24 protein-coding genes, 1 tRNA gene, 1 rRNA gene and 1 pseudogene are annotated in these 25975 nt (G+C 41.4%); 18 read left to right on the top strand and 9 right to left on the bottom strand.

Annotated features, from left to right (window positions below; genetic code table 11):
* Positions 1–1322, top strand: a 23S ribosomal RNA gene (locus AB5Z12_RS07495); the annotation flags it as partial.
* Between the two features lie 145 nt (positions 1323–1467).
* A tRNA-Trp gene (locus AB5Z12_RS07490) sits at positions 1468–1538 on the top strand.
* Between the two features lie 175 nt (positions 1539–1713).
* On the opposite strand, the gene AB5Z12_RS07485 is transcribed toward AB5Z12_RS07490, so the two are convergent.
* Positions 1714–2502: a DeoR/GlpR family DNA-binding transcription regulator gene (locus tag AB5Z12_RS07485; RefSeq protein ID WP_195982681.1), complete on the bottom strand. Its 789-nt coding sequence runs from the start codon at positions 2500–2502 to the stop codon at positions 1714–1716.
* Positions 2503–2517: 15 nt separating this feature from the next.
* Positions 2518–3558, bottom strand: coding sequence for a glycoside hydrolase family 172 protein (locus AB5Z12_RS07480; RefSeq protein WP_195982682.1), 1041 nt, complete (start codon positions 3556–3558; stop codon positions 2518–2520).
* Between the two features lie 473 nt (positions 3559–4031).
* On the opposite strand from AB5Z12_RS07480, the gene AB5Z12_RS07475 reads away from it, so the two are divergent.
* The 10 genes from AB5Z12_RS07475 (at position 4032) to AB5Z12_RS07430 (ending at position 17159) form a co-directional block, all read left to right on the top strand.
* Positions 4032–5309 carry a sugar ABC transporter substrate-binding protein gene (locus AB5Z12_RS07475; protein ID WP_195982683.1) on the top strand — a complete coding sequence of 426 codons (1278 nt, stop codon included), beginning with the start codon at positions 4032–4034 and terminating at the stop codon, positions 5307–5309.
* A gap of 89 nt (positions 5310–5398) precedes the next feature.
* Positions 5399–6298 (top strand): carbohydrate ABC transporter permease, encoded by a 900-nt coding sequence (locus AB5Z12_RS07470; protein ID WP_195982684.1) that lies wholly within the window; start codon positions 5399–5401, stop codon positions 6296–6298.
* On the top strand, positions 6298–7140 hold the full coding sequence (locus AB5Z12_RS07465) for a carbohydrate ABC transporter permease (protein ID WP_195982685.1): 843 nt from the start codon (positions 6298–6300) through the stop codon (positions 7138–7140). The genes AB5Z12_RS07470 and AB5Z12_RS07465 overlap by 1 nt, the downstream gene beginning before the upstream one ends.
* Positions 7141–7144: 4 nt before the next feature.
* Positions 7145–9241 (top strand): ADP-ribosylglycohydrolase family protein, encoded by a 2097-nt coding sequence (locus AB5Z12_RS07460; RefSeq protein ID WP_195982686.1) that lies wholly within the window; start codon positions 7145–7147, stop codon positions 9239–9241.
* Between the two features lie 4 nt (positions 9242–9245).
* On the top strand, positions 9246–10628 hold the full coding sequence (locus tag AB5Z12_RS07455; RefSeq protein ID WP_195982687.1) for a glycoside hydrolase family 32 protein: 1383 nt from the start codon (positions 9246–9248) through the stop codon (positions 10626–10628).
* Positions 10629–10765: 137 nt separating this feature from the next.
* Positions 10766–12619: a TIM-barrel domain-containing protein gene (locus AB5Z12_RS07450; RefSeq protein WP_368368594.1), complete on the top strand. Its 1854-nt coding sequence runs from the start codon at positions 10766–10768 to the stop codon at positions 12617–12619.
* 30 nt (positions 12620–12649) lie between these two features.
* Positions 12650–14116, top strand: coding sequence for an FGGY-family carbohydrate kinase (locus AB5Z12_RS07445; RefSeq protein ID WP_368366365.1), 1467 nt, complete (start codon positions 12650–12652; stop codon positions 14114–14116).
* Positions 14117–14131: 15 nt separating this feature from the next.
* Positions 14132–15235: an L-ascorbate 6-phosphate lactonase gene (gene ulaG / locus AB5Z12_RS07440; protein WP_368357038.1), complete on the top strand. Its 1104-nt coding sequence runs from the start codon at positions 14132–14134 to the stop codon at positions 15233–15235.
* Between the two features lie 11 nt (positions 15236–15246).
* Positions 15247–16113: an L-ribulose-5-phosphate 3-epimerase gene (locus AB5Z12_RS07435; protein ID WP_195409757.1), complete on the top strand. Its 867-nt coding sequence runs from the start codon at positions 15247–15249 to the stop codon at positions 16111–16113.
* The gene (locus AB5Z12_RS07430; RefSeq protein WP_195982691.1) at positions 16110–17159 is read left to right on the top strand and encodes a hypothetical protein; all 1050 of its coding nucleotides are present in this window, start codon (positions 16110–16112) and stop codon (positions 17157–17159) included. The genes AB5Z12_RS07435 and AB5Z12_RS07430 overlap by 4 nt, the downstream gene beginning before the upstream one ends.
* A 28-nt stretch (positions 17160–17187) precedes the next feature.
* On the opposite strand, the gene AB5Z12_RS07425 is transcribed toward AB5Z12_RS07430, so the two are convergent.
* From AB5Z12_RS07425 to AB5Z12_RS07405, 5 genes are read right to left on the bottom strand one after another with little or no spacing between them, the layout of a single operon-like run.
* Positions 17188–18336 carry an ABC transporter permease gene (locus AB5Z12_RS07425; protein ID WP_368357039.1) on the bottom strand — a complete coding sequence of 383 codons (1149 nt, stop codon included), beginning with the start codon at positions 18334–18336 and terminating at the stop codon, positions 17188–17190.
* Positions 18323–19447, bottom strand: a complete 1125-nt coding sequence (locus AB5Z12_RS07420) for an ABC transporter permease (protein ID WP_195982693.1) — start codon at positions 19445–19447, stop codon at positions 18323–18325. Before AB5Z12_RS07420 ends, AB5Z12_RS07425 begins: the two co-directional genes overlap by 14 nt.
* Positions 19448–19458: 11 nt before the next feature.
* Positions 19459–20400: an ABC transporter ATP-binding protein gene (locus AB5Z12_RS07415; protein ID WP_347708939.1), complete on the bottom strand. Its 942-nt coding sequence runs from the start codon at positions 20398–20400 to the stop codon at positions 19459–19461.
* Positions 20401–20447: 47 nt separating this feature from the next.
* Entirely contained in the window at positions 20448–20531 is an 84-nt protein-coding gene (locus AB5Z12_RS07410; protein WP_368357071.1) for a DUF6783 domain-containing protein, read from the bottom strand.
* A 51-nt stretch (positions 20532–20582) separates the two neighbouring features.
* Positions 20583–20780 carry a DUF6783 domain-containing protein gene (locus tag AB5Z12_RS07405; protein ID WP_347708940.1) on the bottom strand — a complete coding sequence of 66 codons (198 nt, stop codon included), beginning with the start codon at positions 20778–20780 and terminating at the stop codon, positions 20583–20585.
* On the opposite strand from AB5Z12_RS07405, the pseudogene AB5Z12_RS07400 reads away from it, so the two are divergent.
* From AB5Z12_RS07400 to AB5Z12_RS07385, 4 genes and pseudogenes are all read left to right on the top strand, one after another.
* Positions 20718–20852, top strand: a pseudogene (locus tag AB5Z12_RS07400) (DUF6783 domain-containing protein); the annotation flags it as partial. The gene AB5Z12_RS07405 and the pseudogene AB5Z12_RS07400 sit on opposite strands and share 63 nt — an antisense overlap.
* A gap of 163 nt (positions 20853–21015) precedes the next feature.
* Positions 21016–22092: a sensor histidine kinase gene (locus AB5Z12_RS07395; RefSeq protein ID WP_368357040.1), complete on the top strand. Its 1077-nt coding sequence runs from the start codon at positions 21016–21018 to the stop codon at positions 22090–22092.
* Positions 22093–22189: 97 nt separating this feature from the next.
* Positions 22190–22810, top strand: a complete 621-nt coding sequence (locus AB5Z12_RS07390) for a response regulator transcription factor (RefSeq protein WP_368357041.1) — start codon at positions 22190–22192, stop codon at positions 22808–22810.
* Between the two features lie 12 nt (positions 22811–22822).
* On the top strand, positions 22823–23611 hold the full coding sequence (locus AB5Z12_RS07385; RefSeq protein WP_173769377.1) for a LytTR family DNA-binding domain-containing protein: 789 nt from the start codon (positions 22823–22825) through the stop codon (positions 23609–23611).
* On the opposite strand, the gene AB5Z12_RS07380 is transcribed toward AB5Z12_RS07385, so the two are convergent.
* Complete coding sequence (locus AB5Z12_RS07380) at positions 23514–23720, bottom strand: DUF6783 domain-containing protein (RefSeq protein ID WP_334285445.1); 207 nt, start codon at positions 23718–23720, stop codon at positions 23514–23516. The two genes, AB5Z12_RS07385 and AB5Z12_RS07380, sit on opposite strands and share 98 nt — an antisense overlap.
* Between AB5Z12_RS07380 and AB5Z12_RS07375 the strand changes: the two genes are divergently transcribed.
* Positions 23640–23822, top strand: a complete 183-nt coding sequence (locus tag AB5Z12_RS07375; protein ID WP_368357042.1) for a DUF6783 domain-containing protein — start codon at positions 23640–23642, stop codon at positions 23820–23822. The two genes, AB5Z12_RS07380 and AB5Z12_RS07375, sit on opposite strands and share 81 nt — an antisense overlap.
* Positions 23823–23897: 75 nt before the next feature.
* Entirely contained in the window at positions 23898–24767 is an 870-nt protein-coding gene (locus tag AB5Z12_RS07370; RefSeq protein WP_368357043.1) for a DegV family protein, read from the top strand.
* A 40-nt stretch (positions 24768–24807) separates the two neighbouring features.
* Here the strand turns inward: AB5Z12_RS07370 and AB5Z12_RS07365 are convergent, their stop codons facing one another.
* Positions 24808–25698, bottom strand: a complete 891-nt coding sequence (locus AB5Z12_RS07365) for a polysaccharide deacetylase family protein (RefSeq protein ID WP_368357044.1) — start codon at positions 25696–25698, stop codon at positions 24808–24810.
* Between the last annotated feature and the right edge of the window lie 277 nt (positions 25699–25975).

The following is a 25975-nucleotide window of genomic DNA, read 5'->3' as shown; positions in this document are numbered from 1 at the left end:
GAAGTCCGTGAGCCATGCGTCAAGAAAAGCCGCTATTGTTTATACCGTACCCGTACCGTAAACCGACACAGGTGGATGAGGAGAGAATCCTAAGGCCGGCGGAAGAAGCATTGTCAAGGAACTCGGCAAAATGACCCCGTAACTTCGGGAGAAGGGGTGCCACTGAGAAGTGGCCGCAGAGAATAGGCTCAAGCAACTGTTTAGCAAAAACACAGGTCTATGCGAAACCGAAAGGTGAGGTATATGGGCTGACGCCTGCCCGGTGCTGGAAGGTTAAGAGGAGAGGTTAGCGGAAACGCGAAGCTTTGAATTTAAGCCCCAGTAAACGGCGGCCGTAACTATAACGGTCCTAAGGTAGCGAAATTCCTTGTCGGGTAAGTTCCGACCCGCACGAAAGGCGTAATGATTTGAGCGCTGTCTCGACAATGCATCCGGTGAAATTGAAGTACCAGTGAAGATGCTGGTTACCTGCGCCAGGACGGAAAGACCCCATGGAGCTTTACTCCAGTTTGGTACTGGGGTCCGGTATTGCATGTACAGGATAGGTGGGAGGCTAGGAAGCAGTAACGCCAGTTGCTGCGGAGCCGCTGTTGGGATACCACCCTTGCAGTACTGGGCTTCTAACCAGCCGCCGTGAACCGGCGGTGGGACAATGCCAGACGGGGAGTTTGACTGGGGCGGTCGCCTCCGAAAGGGTATCGGAGGCGCCCAAAGGTTCCCTCAGAATGGACGGAAACCATTCGAAGAGTGCAAAGGCAGAAGGGAGCTTGACTGCGACACCGACGGGTGGAGCAGGTACGAAAGTAGGGCTTAGTGATCCGGTGGTATTAAGTGGGAATGCCATCGCTCAACGGATAAAAGCTACCCTGGGGATAACAGGCTTATCACTCCCAAGAGTTCACATCGACGGAGTGGTTTGGCACCTCGATGTCGGCTCATCGCATCCTGGGGCTGTAGTAGGTCCCAAGGGTTGGGCTGTTCGCCCATTAAAGCGGTACGCGAGCTGGGTTCAGAACGTCGTGAGACAGTTCGGTCCCTATCCGGCGTGGGCGTAGGATATCTGAGAGGAGCTGTCCTTAGTACGAGAGGACCGGGATGGACGGACCGCTGGTGTACCGGTTAGACTGCCAAGTCTACGGCCGGGTAGCCAAGTCCGGAAGGGATAAACGCTGAAGGCATCTAAGCGTGAAGCCCCCCTCAAGATGAGATGTCCCATTCGAAAGAAGTAAACCCCCTTGAAGACGACGAGGTAGATAGGGCAGGGGTGGAAGTGTGGTAACACACGGAGCTGACTGTTACTAATAGGGTGAGGGCTTGACCAAGAAATGAGAAAGGCGGTTGCAAAGTGGCTGCCAGACTCACGCAGAGGTAAAATGATTCCATTAGGATGTAACATGTATGTAGTTTTGAAGGTACAGAACCTTTCAAAGAGACGTGACTAGTAATAGTCACTTTTCTTCATAAAATAGGGGATTGGTCAAATGGTATGATAGGGGTCTCCAAAACCTTTGGTGGGAGTTCGATTCTCTCATCCCCTGCTTAAAAAACGGAAATGCTTGAAAAAATAGCATTTCCGTTTTTTACATTCCATAAAATAAGAATTATCATAAATTCTTATCATGTTTCATTTACAAATCATGAGTTACGCCTTCTCTAGTTTCTTTTTATTCACCAGAATCTTATATTGCTTCCAGTATATGATTGTCACCTGTCTCAGCAAGGATCCACTAACTGAATTTTTACCCCAGCAGCCTCTATTTCAGAAAGCTTGGCTGGATTAGCCTTGGTATCGGTGATTAGATAATCAATAGAACGGATATCACTGCTTGAAAAACTGTCACGCACACCGATTTTCCGGCTGTCAGCAATGACGATTACCTGCTTACTGGTATGTTGAATCAAAAGCTGGTTGATAGCGGCCTCCTCCGGTACCTGGCAGGTTACGCCGGAAGCTGCACTGATTCCTCTTACGCCGATAATACACTTTGTACCGATGATATCGGACATTGTATTACTTGCATACATTCCAGTCAGGCTGAGACGCCCTTCTGTAACCTGGCCGCCAGTTAGGATCAGGGTGGTATTAGGATGGCGCTTGCGGGTAAGAATAGATATATTATTGGTAACAATAGTGACACGTTTGCTACCAAGATATTCGATTACATAAGAGGCAGTTAAACTGCTGTTGATCAATACAATATCATTTTCCTCAATCATATCAGCTGCAGCCTTGGCAATTTTGCGTTCTGTTAATTCTAAGGAACTGGCCTTGTTAGTTGGATTCTGGATAGTTACCAGAGAGGGAGAATCAATTTTAGAAGCTCCACCGTAGGTGCGGGTGATTAGACCCTCTTTTGCCATCTGGTCAAGATCTTTGCGGATTGTAACACGGCTGACGCCAAAGCGGGAGGTCAGAGTATCCACATCTGCGAAGTCATGCTGATTAATATAAACTAATATTTCGTTCTTTCTATTTTCAATATTTTTTAAGCTATTTTTCATAAATCCCCCATATTTTTATTCATAAGTCTGATACCAATATGCAACAGAAGCAATATCATCTGCTCTTTCAAATAAATGTCCATCGTGTTTTCCCATTTGCTGGATTGTTACTTTAATGTTGCTATTAAACAAGATCGGATCCGGGATGTGGAAACGATACAACCCTCTGCTGCTGACTGTCTGGTTGACATTGGGATGGGAAAGATATGGAAAACCTGCGTAAAGAGAGGTGAAGGTTGTCTCCACAGCATGCCCATTGTGTGGAACGCCAAAAGCCCATGCGCCTTCAAAATAATCTTCAGTTCCAGTTCCGCATATGGTTGGATATTCCCAATCACCATCAATATAGAACTTTAATTCTCCCTCGCACCAGCAGTACGGTTCATACGAAGTAATTGCGAGGTAAGTTCCTATATAATGTCCGCCTGCATTTTGGAGAGAAAGGATTGTATAATCTTCTCCTAGCTTTGCAGCCCTCTTCAGACGCTGATTCCATTTTGCATGAAAATATACGGTATCCTCTGGTAAAGAGGAAAGAAGACGGAAATCAATCTGGTAAAATAGCCGGGGAATGGTCTCACTGGTGCAGTTTTGGACGGTGATCCGAAAATGTCTGCGAAATGGCATGGGAAAGTAGCAGTTAAATGAACGATTAGGATTAACAGCGATTGGAGCAGAGTTTATTGTACAGCTTTGATCGAAGCCACAGCAAAAGAAATCTCCAATAGGTGTTTCCACGGAAGGTATACTTTCCTGATCCCAATATATACGCAGAATTGTACCAGAAAGCGTGTGTGGCTGAAAACATACAGGGTCAAGCAGTGTAAACCACATATGGTCAATGAGACCACAGCCTGAAAAATCGGCAAGTGTGACTGTGGCACCTGGGGCAATATCTAAAATACAGGGATTTCCCTTTCTTCCAGGTCCTAATTCACTTGTTGAAGTACCGCCTTTTCCTTTTTCCCCAGTTGGATTCTCGGCATTGATCGCTCGGCGTTCTCCCAAAATACGGCGAGTCAGTAAATTGGTACCAGTATTCATTTTTTCTAACATGATTATCTCCTCCTAGTATACCAAAACAAATAAGATAACGCAACTAAAATTAAAACCAAATAAGAAACATAAAGAAAGTATAAAGAAAGTAAAAGCATGAGTTGCATTATGAAATTTCTAAAAGCAATTTTTCAATTACTTATACTTGTGTTTTGGAATCAATATATTTATAGAAACATAATAGCACATATCCAGGTATTTTGATATAGGAAAATGTGTAAAATTTAATAATTGTATATAAAATAATAAGGAAAAATTGTACAACATGGAAATATAGTGGTTTTATACAAAAAATGATAATATCTTTCGTTTGTTTTTTACTATTTACAAAAGTAATAAATGAATGCTATAATTTAACTACAAACAAGAAAAACAAAAATAAAACAAAAGCAGAAAGAAAGTAAAAAGAAAATAAAGGAAAACTTTAAAAATTACAATAAACTGCTTTTGAAAAAATCAAAGGAGGAAAAGAAATGAAAAGCAAAAAAATGATGGCAATGTTACTTTCCACAGTAATGTGTACGGGGCTGTTCGGAGTAAATGTGCAGGCAGATGCAGAGGATGAGGTAACCTTAACCTTTGGTTTCTGGGGGGATGACGCAGAGGCACAGATGAAGATGCGTCTGGCAGAGGCTTATATGGAAGAACATCCAAATGTAAACATTGAGTATGAGTATTGCAGTGGCGCTGATTACCTTACAAAGATCCAGACATGGTTCTCTTCTGATGAGACACCTGATGTATTTGGTATTTCAAACGACCATCTGATTGCATTTGAGGACAGCGAATTATTTGAAGACCTTACCCCATATATTGAAGAGGACAATCTTCAGGATCTTTGGGATTACGATGCTGTAAAATCAAACTACACTATCGATAATGGTCGTCTGACAGCTGTTCCGTTTGTATCCAAGACATTTGCAATGGCTTATAATAAGGACCTTTTTGATCAGGCTGGTGTAGATTATCCTACAAGCGACTGGACAGAGGAGGATATGTTGGATGCAGCAGAGAAGATCAATGCACTTGGCGATGACATTTACGGACTTCGCTGGGGCGTACGTGTTCCAGAATTCTATCGTGGGTTATATGGCGACATGTATTACAACTATGAAGAGAAGACTATGAACGTTGTAGATAATGCTTCTTTCAAGTCAGCAGTTACCATGTTCTCAGACAGCATCCTGAACGGACTTGCTCCAGATGAGACATCCGGTACAATTTCAACAGGCGGATTTGAGACTGGAAATTATGGTATGGCATTATCCGCTACATGGGACATTGCAGTATATGAGAACACAATCGGTGATTCTTTCGCATGGGATGTTGTAGAGCTTCCAATGAACACGGAATACAACACAAGATGGAAAACAACACTTCGTACAAACGGTTGGAGTATGAGCGCCAATGCAGAGAACAAAGAAGTATGTTGGGATTTCATGAAATTTCTTTCAACATCTGAAAAAGCAGCAGAAGAAGCAGCTACCATCGGTATTCCAACTCTGAAATCCTATATTGAAAGTGATGAGTACATGAATGATTACGGTGATGGAACCGCTTACAATAAGCAGGTATTTATCAATATGTTAAATGATACAGTTCCGCTTTACAATCTGGGAGCATTTGCAGAAGTTAACGATCTTGCAAAATCTGATTACGAGAGCGTTCTTGCTGGAAATATGACAGTTGATGATATGATTTCTGATCTTGATACACAGGGATCTTCCATCTTTGCATCCTATGGTGACTGATTGACTGCTTATAGAAATGACAAGGGGGACGCCAAAAGCGTCCTCTTTGTACAAACATGGACAAGAAGAAAAGAGGCGCGGGGACAGGCATGAAGAAAAAAAAAAATGAAGAATATAAGAATGCGAAATATTTCTGGTTATTTATTGTGCCATGGGTGATCGGCTTTCTGGCCTTCACACTGATTCCAATGGTGTATTCCTTTGTAATTTCATTTACAAATTGGAATGGGCATTCTGCAATTGAATTTAAGGGAATAACAAACTATATTAATATTTTTACAAAAGACAAGACATTCTGGCTGGCATTAAAAAATACGTTTGTGTACATTATCGTGTCTGTGCCTTTGAATACGGCATTCTCTATTCTACTGGCAGTACTGTTGAACAGAGATTTACCGGGAAGCAAGGTCTTTCGAGGAATCTTTTATCTGCCGACTATCTGTACAGGAGTTGCAATGTATATCACATGGACTTATCTGTTTAACGGAACAAACGGATACTTCAATGTACTTCTGAATCGTATTGGATTAGAAGGAACAAACTGGCTTGGAAACACATCCACAGCAATGGGTTCCATCATCTTTATGGAAATGTTCAATATTGGTACTGCAATGACTATTGTACTTGCAGGTCTGCAGGATGTTCCAAGAGATTTCTATGAGGCAGCAAATCTGGACGGAGCAACTGCAGTCCAGAAATTCTTCAAAATAACATTCCCGATGGTCAGCCCTGTTGTATTTTTTAACGTACTGATGGCAATTATCAAAGGTCTGCAGATCTTTACACAGCCTTATGTTATGACACAGGGAGGTCCGGCGCAGTCTACTTATGTATATGGTCTGTATCTGTATAACACCGCATTTTCATATGGAAAATTTGGATATGCGTCTTCACTGGCATGGGTATTGTTTGTCATAATCATTATTATTACTATGGTGATCATGAAAACATCAAATGCCTGGGTATTCTATCGGGAGGATGTCAAGTAATGGGAAAACATAAAAAAGAGTTAGCGGGCAATGTAATCACAGAAATAATTTTAATATTATTGGCATTAGTGTTTTTACTTCCAGTTGTCTGGATGTTTGCACAGTCCTTAAAATCAGCAGAGCAGCTTACAGATTTCAAAAAATTATTTGATTTTCCAATCACCTTCCGCGCATATGTAGATGGATGGAAAGGCGGAAGATTCCTTACCTATATTTTAAATACAGTAAAAATATCAGTTTTGTGTGTAGCAGGTACTTTAACAAGCTGTTCCCTTGCAGCCTTTGGTTTTGCAAAATTTCAGGCTAAGGGAAAGAACATTTTATTTATGGTAGTACTTTCAACTATGATGGTACCAACAACTGTTACATTGATTCCAATGTACAACTTCTACAGCAAGCTCCACTGGCTGAATACCATCACTCCTTTGGTTCTGCCGGCATTCTTTGGAGCAAGTACATACAACATTTTTCTTTTAAGACAGTTCTTTGCAGGACTCCCAAATGAGCTGGGGGAATCTGCCCAGCTTGACGGTGCTGGATGGTTCCGTATTTTTAGAAGCATTTATCTGCCGAATGCGAAGCCTGCACTTCTGGTAGTTGCCATCAACCAGCTGGTATTCTGTTGGAACGATTATATGGGTCCGTTGATCTATCTGGGAAAACCGGCCACATTTACAATCGCTCTTGGCTTAAATGCTTTCAAAGGTGAGCAAGGTGCGACAATGGACATTGGACCACTTATGGCAATGGCCTGTATTACAATTCTTCCAGTATTGCTTTTGTATCTGTTCTTCCAGAAGTACTTTGTTGAAGGCGTTGCTGCAAGTGGTATAAAGGGATAAAACTATGAAAAATGCGAAGGAATACATAGAAAAGGTATATGCCGGTGTATCTGGAAAAATAATTGGGGTATTTTATGGCCGGCCCATTGAGGGTTGGCCATATGAAAAAATACGAGAAAAATTTGATATGGTGGATCATTATGTGAACCAGGAGGTTGGAGTACCTCTTCATGTTGGGGATGATGATCTGGCTGGAACATTTACATTTCTTAATGCAGCTGAAGATTTTCAAGGAAATCCGGGGCAGCTGAAATCTGAAGATTTTGGAAGAACCTGGATGGATTATATTATTGAAAATAAGACTATTTTTTGGTGGGGAGGATTAGGGCGTTCCACAGAACATACGGCATATCTTCGGTTGAAATCGGGAATTTTGGCACCAAAGAGTGGTGCAATTGAAACAAATGGACAAAGCGTAGCAGAACAAATTGGAGCACAGATTTTTATGGATGCCTATCCAATGATGTGTCCAAATGATCCGGATAAGGCAAGATATCTTGTGAAACAATGTGCATCAGTAAGCCATGATGGAATTGCAGTGGAGTCAGCATGTCTGATCGCTGCTATGGAATCCATGGCTTTTGGTGAAAGAGATTTATATAAGCTTATAGATATTGGAACTGGATTTTCAAAAGATACAAGACTTTTAAAAATTGTAGATTCTGTTCGAAATGAAACAGAAAAAACAAAAGATTTTCGAACTATAAGAGATTGGTTGGAAGAAAAATACAGCTATCACTTTTTTCCAGGCAATTGTCATGTAATACCAAATCTAGCGCTGATTCTTGCGTCGCTGATTTTAGGCGGTGATAGCTTTGAAGAGGCAATGAGAATTTGCGTATCATCTGGTTGGGATACAGACTGTAATGGAGCAAATTTGGGCTGTTTAAATGGAATCCGTTTGGGAATTGACTCTATGCGGGAGAAATATGATTTTAGGACACCAGTTGCAGATCGCTTTTATAATATTTCGGCAAATGGAGGTGGATGTGTAACCGATGCAGTGAGAGAAACGGAACGTATATTAAAACAGCATGATCGTATATATAATGATACCACATGGCAAAAGAACCCAAGATTTTCTTTTTCTATGCCAGGATCTGTTCAGGGGTTTGAGTGGGATAGGAACTGGAAGCAGCAAAAAAATCGGATTAGAAATCAGAATGAATCGATTCCATTTGAAAACGGTTTGGTTATACCTGTAAATGAAAAAGAAGAAAAGGCAGTGTCTACTTTGACTATGTGGGATATTGCAGATATTTCAGGCGGTTACCAGTTGATTGGAAGTCCAATTTTATATTCCACACAAACAGTAGAATATGTGTGTGAGGCATTAAATACATCAGTGTTAGTAAGCCCTTATGTGATTTTTTATGATTATAGTGATCAAGAACAGATCGTTTTCGGAGAGAAAAGAACTGTGAAAGGGAAAAAATCATTCTTCTGGAAAATTCCTGAAAATAGCGGACTGATGATTAAAAGAATTGGTATTACAGCACAGGCAGAAACAGGAATTGGTGAGCTTGTGTTAAAAAGTATAGATTGGGATGGTGCACCAGAAAAACTGCAGATTAGTGGTTCTCTCAGAAACTATGATCTGGGAACACCAAATATGCAGATTAGGGCGTTCACATCATCAGCAGAGCAGTTTTCATTTGATGCAAAGCGAACTTTCACAGTGTCCCATACAGAAGAAAACGGCCTAGCTATGATTGGTACAGAAGCATGGAAGGACTATGCTGTGGAATGTACACTTACACCTGGAATCCATGATTGTTGTGGAATCATTGCCCGTGTTCGGGGACTTCGTAGATATTATGGGATGGTTCTTCAAAATGAAAATGAGCTACATCTCATTATGAGAAATGGTACCCAAGAAAAGGTTTTGGCACGATGTGCATTTGAATATGAACTGGATAAAGATTATCGTATGAAGCTATGGGTAAAAGGTGATGTAATCAAGGGTTTTGTGGATGGTGTAGAAGTAATCCATGCAAGTGATCAGACTTTTAAAGAAGGTGGATGCGGATTCCTCATAGACCGGGGTACCTGTATGGCTGATAATCTGGTTATAAGTGATCTATCAGGGGAAAGGGAGTAAGACAATGACAGAAGACAGATATTACCCAGGATATCATTTCCGTCCTTCGATAAACTGGATGAATGATCCCAATGGACCGATTTTCAAAAATGGATGGTATCATTTGTTTTTTCAGTATAATCCCAATTCTGATGTCTGGGGAGACATTCACTGGGGACATGCGAAATCAAAAGATTTGATTCATTGGGAAATGTGCCCTATCGCAATAGCACCTTCAACAGAAGCAGGAGAAGTGCATTGTTATTCAGGGTGTGCTGTGGATCGTGGTGACGAGGTCAGGATTTTTTATACTAGTATAGGAAAAGGTGAGAGAGGTCCGCAGACTGGTGCCCAGCAATGGTCTGCAAGATGCACAGAAGAAGATCTTCAGAAATGGGAAAAATGCGGAAAACCTGCACTGGATCAGAAAATAAATGGTAAGCTAACTATCACAATGTGGCGAGATCCATTTGTGTGGAAAGAAGATGAAACCTGGTATATGCTTCTTAGTGGAACTCATAAGAAAAAGGGTTGTATTGCATTATATCAATCAAATGACTTAGAGTCCTGGAAGTTTTGTTCTCTGTTTTATCAATCTGAGAAATATGAGCTGATCGAATGCCCGAACATTATGCGTTTTGGTGATAAATATGTTCTTTTGTACTCTCCTATGGAAGCAGTACATTATGTAATTGGCAGCATTGACAGGAAGAAAATGAAGTTTATTACAGAGAAAGAAGGTATTTTCGATTACAGTGTTGGAAAAAAAGGATTTTATGCACCAAATGTTTATATGAATGATCCTTTAAGGCGTTATGTGGTGTTTGGATGTTTGTTTGAAGGTGATCGATTGGAGTCTAAGCGTCCAAGAGGCTGGGCTGGCATGCAGTCTATTCCGCGAGTAGTGTTTTTACAGGAAAATGAATTGCTGATTCAGCCAGCGCATGAATGCTATATGTTGAGAAAAGAATGCTTGGGAGCATATGCAAAACAAGAAAAGATGGATGTAAAAGGGCAGCAGATTGAAATAGAATTATCCTATTGTCCAAGTGAAAAATCAGTATTGCAGATTGTCTTGCAGGCCAGCCCAGATGGAGAGGAGAGGACAGTTCTTACTCTGGATTACGGTAAAAACGATCTGTTTCTGGATCGCTCCAACTCCACTGTTTATTCTGATATCACTAAAGAAGATATTCATGCACCGATTGTTTATGAGGAACGTTCAGTTCAGTTAAGGATTTTTGTAGACCATTCATCAATTGAAATTTTTTATGATGATCGCTTAACAATGTCTGCCAGAATTTTTCCGGGAAGAGAGGATTCTGTGGAAAACTCAGTTAAGGTATCAGATGATGTCAGTGTGTTAGTTGGAAGAATATATCGTTTGGCTTGTGAAACAGAAATTTAAGAGAAATGAGGAGCGAACTTATGTATATACGATACCAGATTGGTAACCCGAGTATAAAAACTGAATCTGTAGTGCAGAAACTCGAGGTGACAGATGGGAAGATGCCTGGATGGGGTTATAACAGACAGCAAAGGTCTATGTCATACTGTTTAGGAGAAAAGGATCTGGTGTATGGTTTGGGAGAGACTGTTCGTGGAATGAATAAACGTGGATGGCGATATATCAGTAATAATGCAGATGAGACCTTTCATGAGGAAGAGAAAAATTCATTATATTCTTCCCACAATTTTTTTGTGATCATATCAGCTGGTAAAAGTATAGGAATCTATGTTGATACTCCGGGAGTAGTAGAGTTTGATATTGGTTATACAAAGTTGAATCAGATTATTCTTCGCTTTGAAGAGTTTGATGCAGACCTGTACTACAAGGAAGGCAGAAGTCCGCAGGAGGTAATTCGGGAATTTCGAGAATTAACAGGAAGAAGCTATATTCCGCCGAGATGGGCCTTTGGATATGGACAGAGCCGCTTTAGTTATATGGACGAGGACGAAATCCGTACACTGATAAAATCATACAAGAAAGCAGGTTTTCCAATAGACAGTGTGTATCTGGACATTGACTATATGGAAGAATATAAGGATTTTACAGTAAACAAAGAACGTTTTCCGAATTTTTCGGATTTTGTAAATGAGATGCAGGAAGAGCATATCCATTTAGTTCCAATTATTGATGCTGGTGTGAAAAAGGATGAAAATTACGAGGTATGCAGAGAAGGCATTGAAAAAGGTTATTTTTGCAGAAAAGAAAACGGAGAGTATTTAGTTGGTGCTGTATGGCCAGGAAAAGCTTATTTTCCAGATTTTATGAAACCAGAAGTAAGAGAATGGTTTGGTAATTGGTATCAGGTATTGCTGGAGCAGGGAATTGATGGCTTCTGGAATGATATGAATGAACCTGCTATTTTTTATACAGAGGATCATCTTAAAGAAGTATTCGAAAAAATTCATGAATATGAGAATCAGAATCTTGATATTAATACCTTTTTTGAATTTAAAGCACTACTGGATTCCATTGCTTTAAGTACAGATGACTTTAAACGTTTTTATCATGAGGTTAATGGAAAAATGATTCGTCATGATAAGGTTCATAACCTGTATGGCTATAATATGACACGGGCAGCTGGAGAAGCTTTTGAACGTCTTGTACCCGATAGACGTATTCTGATGTTTTCCAGATCTTCTTTCGTGGGAATGCACCGCTATGGTGGAGTGTGGACAGGGGATAACCGTTCCAGATGGGGACATATATTATTGAATCTCCAACAATTAACAGGCCTAAACATGTGTGGCTTTTTGTATTGTGGAGCTGATGTAGGAGGATTCAGGGCTGATGCCACAGAGGATCTGCTCCTTCGATGGACAGAACTTGGAATGTTTACGCCGCTGTTCAGAAATCATTCGGCCAAGGGAACAAGAAGACAGGAGTTTTATAGATATGAACATGTGCAAGATTTTCGAAACCTTGTTGCACTTCGCTATGCTTTGATCCCTTATCTGTATTCGGAGTTTATGAAAGCAGCGTTTGAAAACGATATGAATTTCATTCCACTTGCATTTGCATATCCAGATGATGAGAGAGCTGTACATGTAGAAGATCAAATCCTGGTGGGGGAAAGCATTATGATCGCGCCAATTTATAAGCAGAATGCAATTGGACGATTTGTTTATTTGCCAGAAAAAATGAAATTGCTTCGTTTTAGAAGCGTAGATGATTATGATGAGGAAATCCTGGAAAAAGGTGATCATTTCGTTAAGGCAGACCTTCAGGAAGTGTTGGTATTCCTTCGACCAGGACATGTGCTGCCTCTTGCAGAAGGCAAATTGGAAAGCACAGATGATATTGATATAGAAAAGATGAAGTATATTACTTTTGAGGCAGAGCAGGAACAGTACCAACTGTACTGGGATGACGGAATAAGCGTGATAAAGTGAAAACTTTAAAGAGAGGGGATGGTTATCGGAATGAATATTCTGGTAATTGATATTGGTACATCCAGCATGCGGGGGATTTTGTACCGTAAAGATGGAAAGAAGCTATATGTGAAACAGGTTAAGTATCAACCTACATATCACGCTGATGGTGGCGTAGAGCAGGAACCTCATGATTTTGAAAAGGCGTTGGTCTCAATTGCAGACACATACGCAAAAGGCCTGGAAGTTGATGGAGCTGAAATAGGTGCTGTTGTTATCACCTCACAGCGCTCATCTATCATACCTTTAGATAAAGATGGAAAGCCTGTTCATTCAGCAATCATGTGGCAGGATACCAGAAATAAGGAAATCTGCAAAAGGCTGGAAGTGGAGAATAAGCGTATTATAGAACTGAGCGGGGCGAAAGTGAATTGTGTTTTTTCAGGTGGAAAAATGAGCTGGTTCAAATCAGAATATCCGGAGAAATACAAAAAAACTTCAAGATTTGTAAACATACCGGAATATTTAATCCACTTGATGACAGGAAAATATGTTACAGATTACACCTATGGAAGCAGGTCGAATCTTATGAATATCAGAACTTGTCAATGGGATGAAGATTTGCTGGATCTGTTTGGCATAGATAAAGAACAACTTTGTGAACTGCATATGCCAGGCGAGATATGCGGATATATCCAGAGAGAGTTTGCCAATCTTACAGGGATTAAAGAAGGTATTCCAGTAATTAGTGCCGGCGGTGACCAACAGTGTGGCGCTGTCGGACATGGTGTATTTAAAAGCGGAAGTTGTTCAGTGACAACTGGTACAGGTGCATATCTAATTGCAACTGTGGATTCGGTTCCAGAGTATTTGTCAGAAGATATTATCTGCAACTATTCTGCTGTCAAAGAAAAATATATTTTAGAATGTAGCGTACTGACCTGTTGTTCTGCTTTTGACTGGTATATCAGAAATTTTTATGACTGGAAAAAGCCGGACTATGATGCAATAAACTTTGCCTTGAGTAAAAAGTATAGCAGGAGGAGTTCCTGTATGGTACTTCCTTATTTTCAGGGAAGAGGCACCCCAGACTGGAATGCAACCGCAAATGCTACCTTTCATAAGATAAATCTTGGACATGACAGAGAAGACATACTAAAAGCTTTGTTAGAAGGGATTTTTGTGGAGATTGATAATAATATGGATAACCTTCGCAAATATGTGGATATTACACAGGCAAGTATCAGTGGTGGTCTGGCAAACAGCAGAATTATGAATCAAATGCAGGCAGATGTTTATGGAATACCATTGTCGCGTCTAAAAGATACAGAAGCTACGGCAAATGGGGCATTTATGATTGGTGCCGTGAGTATGGGACTATGTGAGTCACTGGATAAAGCTTTTGAACAGATTTTGCAGTATACAGAAAAAGAAAAATATTCTGTAAATATGGAAATGCATAGAAATTATATTGAATTGAAAAAAGAAATGAAACAATTGTATAAAAAGTTATATTAACGGGAGGAAGAGGAAATGAGTAAAATTGATGAGATTACAAGACAGAGTTGGATCGAGAGTACATTTCCGGAATGGGGAACCTGGCTGGTAGAAGATATTGAAAATGAAGTAGTAAAACCCGGCAATGTGGCAATGTGGTGGCTTGGATGTACCGGTATCTGGATGAAGACTCCGGAAGATACCAATATCACAATTGACCTTTGGTGTGGAAATGGAAAACGCACACATGGGGATGGAAAAATGAAAGTAGGACATCAGATGGCAAATATGTGTGGTGCAAGAGCTATGCAACCAAACTTAAGGAATGTTCCGTTTGTTATTGATCCATTTGCTTTTAAGAAAGTAGATGCAGTTCTTGCAACACATTATCATCAGGATCATATGTCTGCTGAGTGGGCAGCACATGTAATTAAGAGTAATATGACTACCACAAATGAAAAAGGCGAAGAAATTCTGGTTCCATTCATCGGACCTGAGAAATCCGTTGAATTATGGAAAAAATGGGGCGTTCCGGAGGAACGTTGCATTGTAGTAAAACCAGGTGATGTGATCAAGATTAAAGACCTTGAGATCACTGCACTAGATTCCTTTGACAGAACCTGTATCGTAACTACAGATTCCACTGGCCCGGATAGAGAAGAGCTTACTGGAAAATGCCCTACAGATATGGATGAGAAAGCAGTAAACTATCTGATCAAAACACCAGGCGGAAACATCTATCACAGCGGAGATTCTCATTTTTCCATCTATTTCGCAAAGCATGGAAAAGATTATGATGTAGATGTGGCATTTGGTTCCTTCGGCGAGAACCCAATCGGTATGCAAGATAAGATGACCTCCACAGATATTCTTCGTATGGCTGAGAATCTCCAGTGCAAAGTTGTAGTTCCAATCCATTGGGATGTATGGACAAACTTCCAGGCAGACTGCGAAGAAATCAAACTGCTTTATGATTTCAAGAAAGATAGAAATGAGTATAAATTCCATCCGTTCTTCTGGCAGGTAGGCGGCAAATATACTTATCCAGCTGACAAAGACAAGATTTATTATCATCATAGAAGAGGCTTTGAGGATTGCTTTGAGGCTCCTCAGAATATTCCTTATAGAAGCTGTCTGTAAGAGGTACTGTAATGAAAGAATATGAAATTGGTCTCTATGAAAAGGCAATCAGAAACAGCCTTTCATGGAAAGAAAAGCTATTATGCGCAAAGGAATGTGGATATGATTATCTGGAGCTTTGTGTGGATGCATCAGATGAGCGTATTGCACGGATCTATATGAGCCGTGAGGAGAGATTCGAACTCCTTGAACTTATGTATGAGACAAAGCTTCCAATCCGTTCTATGAGTGTAAGTGCATTGACGAAATACGCACTTGGAGACCCAGATAAAAAGATTCGTGAGAAGGGAATGGAGATCCTTGAGGGCTCTATTCACTTGGCTGCAGATTTGGGCATCCGCACAGTTATGATCCCAGGCTATGATATTTATTATGGGGAATCTACCATCCAGACCAAGCAGTTTTTTTTGGAAAATATAAAAAAAGCTGCTGAGATAACGGAAAAAGAAGGGGTGCTTATTGGCTTTGAGACCATGGAGAATGATTTCATGAATACAGTGGGAAAAGCCATGAAGTATGTAAGACTGGTGGATTCAAGTTATCTGAAGGTATATCCGGATGCCGGAAATATCACTAATGCAGGGGTAAAGCTTCAACAGGATGTATGTGAGGATATGCTACTTGGTAAAGGCAATATGATCGCTCTTCATCTGAAAGAAACAAGACCGGGAGTATTCCGTGAAGTTCCATTTTTGACAGGCCACGTTGATTTTGAAGCAATTATACATATGGCGTGGAATATGGGAATCCGTCGTTATGTTACAGAATTATGGGATGTGGGACAGGATGATTGGAAGGAAGCCATATGCTTTGCAAACCAGAGTATGCGGTGTATCTTGGATAAACAGAGTGAGATGGAGGATAGGAAGATTATATGAAGTATCAAAAGAAAGTAATTTCTGATTTGAATCTGTGTTATTCACTGGCAGAGCTGACATATAAAGGACAGCACTGTTTCTTGGTTGCAGCTGAGAAACATGATCCCTGTTATCTTTTTGATGAAGCTGGCACGAAAATTGCAGAGCCATGGGCTGGTCCGGGTGGAGTAATGACAATGCAGCAGGTTCCTGAACATGATGGACAGTTTCTTGCTACTCATGAATTCTACTCTCCAAATGATTCAAAAAATGCAAGGATTATCATATGTACACCGGACGAGGAAGGAAAATGGGATGTGAGGACGCTGGTGGATGCACCTTTTGTACATCGTTTCGGTATTCTGAAAAGAAATGGAATCCATTATCTTATTATATGCTGCCTGAAGTCAGGACATGAGTATAAGGATGACTGGAGATTCCCAGGTGGAGTTTATGCGGCTGTTCTTCCGGAAAATCTGGATGATTTCGACGAAAATAACCAACTTAAGCTTGTAAAGCTGAAAGATGGAATGTTGAAAAACCATGGCTATTGCGCAACTACCATTGATGGTGTTGAGTGTGCGCTGGTCACCTGTGACGAGGGTGTTTTTCTGTTTACTCCGCCTGAGAGTCCAGTTGAACAGTGGGAGATAAAGCAGTTGCTGGATGTACCGGCTTCTGATGCTGTCATTTGTGATTTTGATTCAGACGGAAAGCTGGAACTTGGAATTATTGAAAAATTCCATGGAGATGTGCTTAGCATATATCGCATAAATGACCAGGGTAAATACGAAAAATGCTGGGAATATCCAGAAAAACTGGAGATGCTTCATGCAATTTGGGCAGGCACTCTTTGTGGAAAAAAGAGATTTGTAGTAGGAAATCGCAGAGGAAATCGTAAAACCATTGCTGTTTCATGGGAAGCTGGGGAATACCAGACAGAGATTATTGAGGAAAACACTGGAGCAGCAAATATTCTTCATTTTATGAATAAAGAAGGAAAAGATATTATCGTTGCGGCAAATAGAGAAATTAACGAAGTAGCAATGTTTATATTTGAAAAATAAATTTCAAGGTATAGGAAAAAGAGGGGTATTACCCCTCTTTTCGATACCTTGAAACCACCAATATCAGACACACAAACATGGCGGCAAACAACACCTCAATTCCCATACTGATCTGCACCTTTCCAAGAAGCTCCGGTGTCAGGGAATGATGCCGGCTTAGAATTTCATTTACCTGCTCATACCAGTACACTGGCAGAAACTTGGCGACTTTCAGAACAGATTTGTCCATTACGCTCATAGGGACGAAGACACCACAGAGAAAGCACATGGAAAGAGAAACAATATTGGCTACGCCGCTTAAAATATTGCTGTTGGGAATAAACATTCCAATCAGGTAAGAGAGTGACAGTGAAACTACTAACATAAGCAATGTATTTGCAATATAATAGCCACAAAGTTCAGAATTCAAAAAGGTATTTCCATACATCAGCACCACTCCCAGGATTCCAAGAAGCCACAGAATGGCACCGATCACTCCCATTGCCAGCAATCCCTGGAGGGACTGACGCCTCACTGAAATAGCAGAGGCTTCCATTCGTTTCTGGATATCTCCCTTTTTGAAAGCCATAAGAATATATCCCATGGTATAGCAAAGAGCTCCCAGAAAAAGATAAGGAATATAACGAAAATAATAAGTGTAAGGAACCAGATCACTGTTTGCAGAATCAGAGGAAATCTTGGTGACCGGTTTATGAACTTCGGTTTTTACTGCCTGAACGGCTTCCTCCTGGGAAAAACCGGCAGCAACATAAGTCCGGATGGTACTGATATAACTGCTGATCTGCTGGTCAACATAATAGGAGCTGTAGGATCCTGGAACCTTGGTGACCTTCAGTGGCTGATTTCCTTGAATGCAAGCCTCGTAAAAGTCATCAGGAATCTGCACAATATACTCCACATTACGGTAAAAGAGATTTTCCTGAAGTACTTCCGGATTATTTTTCATAGGAATTACATTGTGAATCGTGTTAAGATAATCCACAAATCCCTGAGCCAGAACGCCTTGATCTTCCTTTACTACTCCAATATCAATGCTGGTATTTGCATAAAGGCTGTCTTCACTTTTTCCAGCGGCCATCTGCATGACAAGAGCCACAGAAAAGAAAATACCAAGATATATAATGACCAGCGTCACATTCTGTCTTAAAATTTTCATGTAACATTTAAATACTATCATAGCTTTCCCTCCGGATCAGTAAAAATGAAGCAGTCACTAATATTATGCTCATCACTGCAAGAGTGAACAGGTTGCGGTAATAGCGGCTCATATCGTCATACACATTGATGCAGTAAAAAGCATCAGAAATAAGTGCTGCCGGATTGATCCGGTTAATAACAGGCATATTTTTTTCTACCAGATCCTTCATGGTATTGTTCATAAGTCCTGATAAAAAGCTGCAGACCATGGAAAAACCAAGAATAATACCAATCTTTCCCCCTTCTTTCATTTTTCCAAGACTACCTACAAAAATTCCAATAGAAACCCCGATCAGGGATCCGAAAAAAGAAATAAGCAGCATGGATCCGATTTTTCCCTGAAAATCCAGCTTTAAAATATAGCGAAGATAGATTAGCAACACGATCACATCGAAATAGCCAAGTAAAAAAGAAGCAATCTGCTCTGAAAGAATCAGCTTCAGTTTATGCGTTGGAGTGACGCAGCGTCGTGCGGCAAGGGCTGTAAGATTGGCCTGAAGAGTTATGGCAGAGCCAAATCCGATAAAACAGCCATAGAGGCAGGTCATTGCAATCAATGCATAGAAAAACTGTGCACTTCCGTTAATAGTCTGTCCGCCAAGTGAAACTTCAGTAAGTGTTTCCTGTTGATTTAGCATCTGCCGGATTCCGTCCCACAGACCGGATGGATGTGTGCGGACTATATTGCGGATGGTACTTTTTCCGGTTTCGTAGCCGGACAAAATGGACTGAAGGATGCTCTGGGGGATTCCGTTGGAAGCTACTGTAAGGGAAGGGGAGCTTCCCACCTGATAGATACCGGAAATTTCTTCATTTTCCAGCTTGGTAAGTGCAGCTGATTCAGATAATTCCTGAGCAGCAATCAGATGATTTCCGTTGTTTTCAATTTGATTCAGAAACATAAGAAACAACGTATCAGCGCCTTCCTCTTTTACGATTCCAACCTGTACAGTCTCGAAATCAGCATCATCAATATTTCCAAAAGCAAAATAGAACATAGTTCCAAGAAGAATTGGAAAAATAAGAGGCCAGAAAGTGGTTGCAAAGTTTTTCAGCTTTACCAGAAGGTTATATTTGATCAAATGCAGCATGGCAGTCCTCCTTAATCTCGCAGCTGTTTCCCTGTGATTTCCAGAAATACGTCATTTAAAGTAGGCAGCTCAGAGGAAACCTGACCAAAGGAAATATCCTGGCTCTGCAGGTAATTGAGAAGCCGGATTAGGTTGTGACGGGCACCTGTGCACCGTACAGTGAGAATCTGTTCCTCGTAATGCAGGTCAAATACGTGTGGAAGAGCCCGGATGTCAGCCAGATTCTCCGAGGTAAGAGGAATGGCCTCAATAGTAATGGTCTCGCCGGTTTTGATCATTTTTTTCAGCTCCTCTTTGGTGCCGGAGGCAATTACATGACCGTGATCCATAATTGCGATCCGTGTACAGATCTGCTCCACTTCTTCCATATAATGGGAAGTGTAAATGATGGTGGAACCCTGTTCATTCAGCTTCTGAATGCCTTCCAGGATTTTGTTCCGGCTCTGGGGATCAACGGCTACCGTTGGCTCATCCATAATGATCAGGCGAGGCTTATGAGCAATTCCACAGGCAATATTCAGTCGGCGGAGAAGACCGCCGGAGAGCTTCTTTGGATGCATTTTCCGGTAATCGTTAAGATCGGTAAAGGTAATGGCTTCTTCCACCAGTTCTTTTCTTTTCCTCTTATCCGGGACATAAAGCCCACAGAAATAATCAATGTTTTCATAGACAGTCAGTTCGTCAAAAACAGCCACATTCTGCAGCACGATTCCAATCTGCTGTTTTACTTTGTAATTGTCAGGACGCATTTCTTCTCCGAAAATATGAATGCTGCCTTTGTCGTATTTGAGAAGAGAAAGCATACAATTGATAGCGGTAGTCTTTCCGGAGCCATTGGGACCAAGAAGACCAAAAACCTCTCCTTCCGAAATACTCAGGTTCAGGTGATCAAGTGCCACCAGGTCCCCATATCTTTTTACCAGATTTTCTATTTGAACAATATTTGTGGACACGATTTTCCTCCTTCTGGTTTTCCCCATATAGTATCTGTATCATAAGCTTAGAGCGTGTTTGAAAAAGACTCTCTGTAAAATATCCCGCAAAGCGGGGCATACAGATTGCGGAAATGATTTTTCAAACACACTCCAGTATAAAGGAATGAAGGAAAATCGCCAAGTGCCAGATGTCACGGTCTTCACATGACAAATGTCATAAAATTACAGTTTACTCTATTCACAAAAAAACCTCGCGGAACATTACTAGAGCGTGTTTGAAAAAGCATTCCTGCAATCTGCACGCCCCACTTTGCGGGAGATTTTGCCCGAATTCGGTTGTCGTAGCCCGCTACGACGCCCTCATCCGGACAAAATCTCCCACAAATTGTGACGCACATCTTGCAGAAAGCCTTTTTCAAACACGCTCTAGTACATCGAAACTTAATATTCGATGTACTAGTAAACCGTAATGTCATAAAGCGCAGAACCTTCTTTACAGCGCAAGGTCAGTTATACTATAATGAGAGAAATGTCTGTAAGACATATTTGTAAAAAAACAGGTTAAATATTTGAAAATTACCGGTTACGGAGTGAACAGCAGTATTTGGAAAAAATGAGAAAGAAGGTGGCAGAGTGGGGTACTTTTGGGACTGTGGATTGCTGGTATTTTATAGCTTTCTGTCACTTTTTTTTCTGCCGCCAGGGGCGGGGTTTCTGATCGCTTTTTTGAGCTGTGTAAGTGTGATCTGTTGTGGATATGCGGTGCGAAAGAAGGCATTGCAGCTAATCCTTTGCATTTTGTTCGGATTTCTGGGACTGGCTGTTCCAGAGATCTTTATCTTTTATCCATGTCTTTTTTATCTGCTTTTTCATGAAAAAATGAGGGGGCTGGCAGCAGTAGCAGTGATGTTTTTTCTCTGGAAAATACCTGAAAGCAGGGAAAACATGGGACTTTTTGCAATGACCGGTGTATTTGGATTTTTACTGGCGTTTTTTATGGAGAGAAATACTGCAAAGAGTCAGATTCTGGAAGAGAAGCTGCGAAGGACCCAGGATGATTCCAAGGAGCGAAACCTGCTTTTGTCTCAGAAAAATAAAGCTTTGCAGGAAAAACAGGATTATGAGATCTATAATGCTACCTTAAAGGAACGAAACCGGATCGCCAGGGAAATCCACGATAATGTGGGACATGTACTTTCACGTTCAATCCTTATGGTAGGAGCTGCAAAGACCATAAATAAAGATCCCGGGATGACCGCCATGCTGAAAAATCTGGAGGATTCCCTGAACCATGCCATGAACAGCATCAGAAATAGTGTCCATGACCTTCACGACGAAGCAGTAAATTTAGAAGAAGTGGAAAAGAGCCTGGTTCATGAGTTTACATTTTGTTCGGTGCAGATGGTTTATGATATGACAAGAGAGGTTCCAAGGGAGGTGAAATACTGTTTTATCAGTATTACCAAAGAGGCCTTCGCAAATATTATGAAGCACAGCAACGCCACGAAGGTGCAGCTGATCCTTCGGGAGCATCCGGGACTGTACCAGCTTTGTATAGAGGATAATGGGACAGATGCTTTTTATGATCCGGAAAAATCCGGTATTGGAATTGTAAATATGAAAGAAAGGGTAAATGCCCTGGGTGGAACCATACAGATTTTTACGGATAAGGGATTCCGGATTTTTATTACAATACCCAAATGTGGTTGAGGTGGATTCCGATAAAGATACAGTAAAGCGGGCATACAGATTATGAAAAATATTTTTTGAATGTGTTCCGGAAATGAAAGAAAAGCAGGAGTAAGAAATGAAAATAATAATTATAGACGATGACTGCCTGGTGGCGGGTGCGTTGAAAACCATTCTGGAAGTGAATGAGGATGTGGAAGTGTTAGCGACTGGAGCAGACGGAAAAGAGGCCTGTGAGCTTTATGAAAGGTATGAGCCGGATGTGCTCCTTATGGATATTCGAATGGAGAAAATGGACGGTCTGGAAGCATCCCGGAGTATTTTGTCCAGGTATCCAAAGGCAAATATTCTGCTTCTTACCACTTTTTCCGATGACGAATACATAGTAAAAGCCCTGCGTCTTGGTGCAAAGGGATATCTTCTGAAGCAGGATTACGGCAGTATTCTGCCTGCACTTCGGGCAGTTTACTGTGGGCAGACAGTATTTGGGACAGAAATAGTTTCCAGGATTCCAGACCTTTTGCAGGGAGAAAAGAAGTTTGATTATGGAAAATATGACATTAATGAGAGAGAATTTGAGATGATAGAGCTGATCGCAAATGGATACAGCAATAAGGAGATTGCGGCAGAGCTTTTCTTGAGTGAAGGAACCGTGCGGAATTATCTGAGCTTGATTCTGGAAAAACTGCAGCTGCGTGACCGTACACAGGTGGCAGTTTTTTATTACCAGCATAAATAGGAGCGACAGAAGATGAACATACAGAAAATTGGAGACCGGACAGCAGAGCTTTTGAATTTATATTATAACAATGAGATAGAGCCTTTTTTGAACTCTTGTCATGAGGATGTTCTTTGGATAGGACCTGCAGACAAGCAGGTGATCCGCGGAAGAAAAAATCTGGTAGATGCTTTTCACGCTGAGAAACACGAACTGAAGTTTTCCCTGAATAATCTGACGGTGCTGCCGCTTGCCACTACAAGCAGTACGGTGGCAGAGATCATGACTTTTATGCTGGTAGATACGATCTGGCCGGACAACAGTGCAAGCCGGGTAAATCAGCGTATGCAGTTTACCTGGGTGGAGCAAAAAGGTGTGCCGAAGATACGTGTGATCTTTATTTCAAATGCAATTCAGTATGATGAGAGGGATGGCATTTATCCGGTACATTATGATGAGAATTATCGTAAGTTTGTCCTTACAGGAGAGACCAGATCAGAGCGGATTTACGTGAAAGGAATTGATAAGTCCATTCTTTACCTGAATTGGTCGCGTGTGATCTATGTGGAAAGTCTCGGCAATCATACGGTGATCCATACTCTGGATCAGGAGTTTGAGTCTACAGAAAGCCTGAAAACTCTGGAAAAACGTTATGGGAACCTGTTTCTGAAGTGCCACGAGAGTTACATGGTAAACCCGGCACATGTCCATTCTATCCGCAGATTTAAAATGACTGTAACAGGAGGACGGGAACTTCCAGTTCCGGAAAAAAAGTATACGGCAGTAAAAAAGACGCTGCAAAAAATAATTGTAGCCCGTTAGAGCGTATCTGAAAAAGGCTTTCTGCAAGATGTGCGTCACAATTTGTGGGAAATTTTGCCCGGATGAGGGCGCCGTAGCGGGCTACGGCAACCGAATTCGGACGAAATATACCGCAAAGTGGGGCGTGCAGATCGCGGGAATGCTTTTCCAACATGCTCTGTGGAAAACGTTACAAAAGTACCCAAAATGTAAAAAAACACACACGTCATAAAAGAAGTATGCTATAATGGGAGCACTTAACCGATTACGGTATAAGGAATTGCCAATTAAATGAGGAGAACCAAGTATGAGTGATTATGTGATCATAACAGATACATCTGCAGATATTCCGGCAGACATGTTAGATAAGGGTCAGATTCATCTGATTCCTATGGTATACCAGTTAAACGGAGAGGAGTGTCCGCACAGGAATCCGGGAAACTGGGACAGCAGGGCTTTTTATGACAAGCTTCGTGCAGGTGGAACCGGAAGTACTTCCCAGATTTCCCCGGCTACATATACCGATTGTTTTGAACCGTTTCTGAAAGAGGGCAAGGATATTCTTTATATTTCCCTTTCCGGAGGACTGACTTCTACATGGCAGAGCTCTCGCATTGCAGCTGCTGATCTGATGGAAGCGTACCCGGAGCGTAAGATTTCCTGCGTGGATTCTCTTGCCGCGACAGGAGGACAGGGAATCCTGGTGATCCTGGCAGCAGAAAATCAGAATAAGGGAATGTCCCTGGAGGAGAATACTTCATGGCTGGAGGAGAATCGCCTCCACATCTGCCATTGGTTTACAGTAGATGATCTTGATTTTCTGAAACGCGGCGGACGTATTTCCCCCACAATCGCCTGGATCGGCGGTAAGCTGAAGATTAAACCGATTCTTCGTATTGTGGAGGATGGAACTCTGGCAATTCCGGAGAAGGTACGTGGCTCCAAGGCTGCTATGAATACGATCGTTTCCAAGTATATCAGCTCCGGATTAAATGAGGAGCATCCTTATGTATTTATCTGTCACGGTGATGCTGCTGAGCAGGCTGAGAAAGAGAAGGCTGCTATCCTGGAAGCTGTACCACAGGCTCAGGTTATTATTATGCCAATGAGCCCGATTATTGGAATTCATACTGGTCCTGGAGTACAGGCGGTTATTTATTTTGGAAATAACAGATAACGAAAGCCTTTTTTCAGACACGCTCCAGGATAGCAAAAATTCAGAAATCATTGAGCGTTCCAAATGTATATCCCATTTCTTTCCATTTGGTCAGCAGTTCATCCAGAATCTGTCCATTTGTGGAAGAAGTATTGTGCAGCAGGACAATTGCCCCTGGGTGGATTCGTGTGAGAAGCTTATCGAAGGCTTCCTCTCTGGTTGGCTGTTTATCCTGATACCAGTCCACGTAGGCAAGACTCCAGAAGAAGGTTTTATACCCCAGTTCCTTTGCCATGGACAGATTTGCTGTACTGTAAATTCCCTGAGGCGGCCGGTAGAATTTCGTCATGGATTCTCCGGTCGTTTCTTTATATAGATTTTCCACGCCCTCCAGCTGTTTCCTGAAATCATTCAGAGAAGAAATCCCGGACATATCCGGGTGAGAGAGGGTATGATTTCCTACAATATGCCCTTCCTGAACCATTTCTTTTATCAGATCTCCATTATCTCTTATGAAATTTCCAACAACGAAAAAGGTTGCTTTTACATTGTGTTTTTTCAATGCATTAAGAAGCAGCGGTGTATTGCCATTTTCATAGCCACAGTCAAAAGTAAGATAGAGTATTTTCTCCTGGGTATCCTTTGCAAAGTAGGCGTTATAGGAAGCAAGCTCTTGGATGGAAGCATTTCCTACAGGACGTTTTCCTTCTTCCTGGAAACTGAGTCCCCAGCTTGCGCAGTCTGATGAAGTAGCGACTGCTTCCGGGGGCGAAAAATGTTGGACGATCACCCGGGCGGCAGAACCAGCCAGAAAGGACAGGGCGAAGAGAAGAGGAACGCCGGCGTAGTGGAGAAAGTCTTTGATCGCAGGGCAATTTTTCGAGCAAAAAGAGGAAATATGCGAAGAGAATTTTTCCTTCAGTGCTGGAAAAGAAAAAATGGGAAATTTCATGAAGAGAAAACCTCACGGGTATTTTTTTACAGATATATGAGAAAATAAAAGGTTTATGCCAGAGCGTGTTTGAAAAATCATGCGAATAAGGGCAAGGCAGCTGCCTGAAAATGAAAGGAAAATCCAGGCATTAATTAAGCCACCAGCATCGACGTTTACTGGTGGCTTAAATCTGATCCATATCCAATGGAATGTACCTCTCTTTCCGAATATATTATGCGTTTAAAACAATTGGAATTAAGGCTTACGTTCTTGGTGGACTGTACCTCGCTTTTCT

Origin of the sequence: Ruminococcus sp. RTP21358st1_G6_RTP21358_211008 (assembly GCF_040908885.1) — a bacterium.
Classification (GTDB): domain Bacteria; phylum Bacillota; class Clostridia; order Lachnospirales; family Lachnospiraceae; genus Blautia_A; species Blautia_A faecis.
This window is presented reverse-complemented; position numbering and strand designations above follow the sequence as displayed.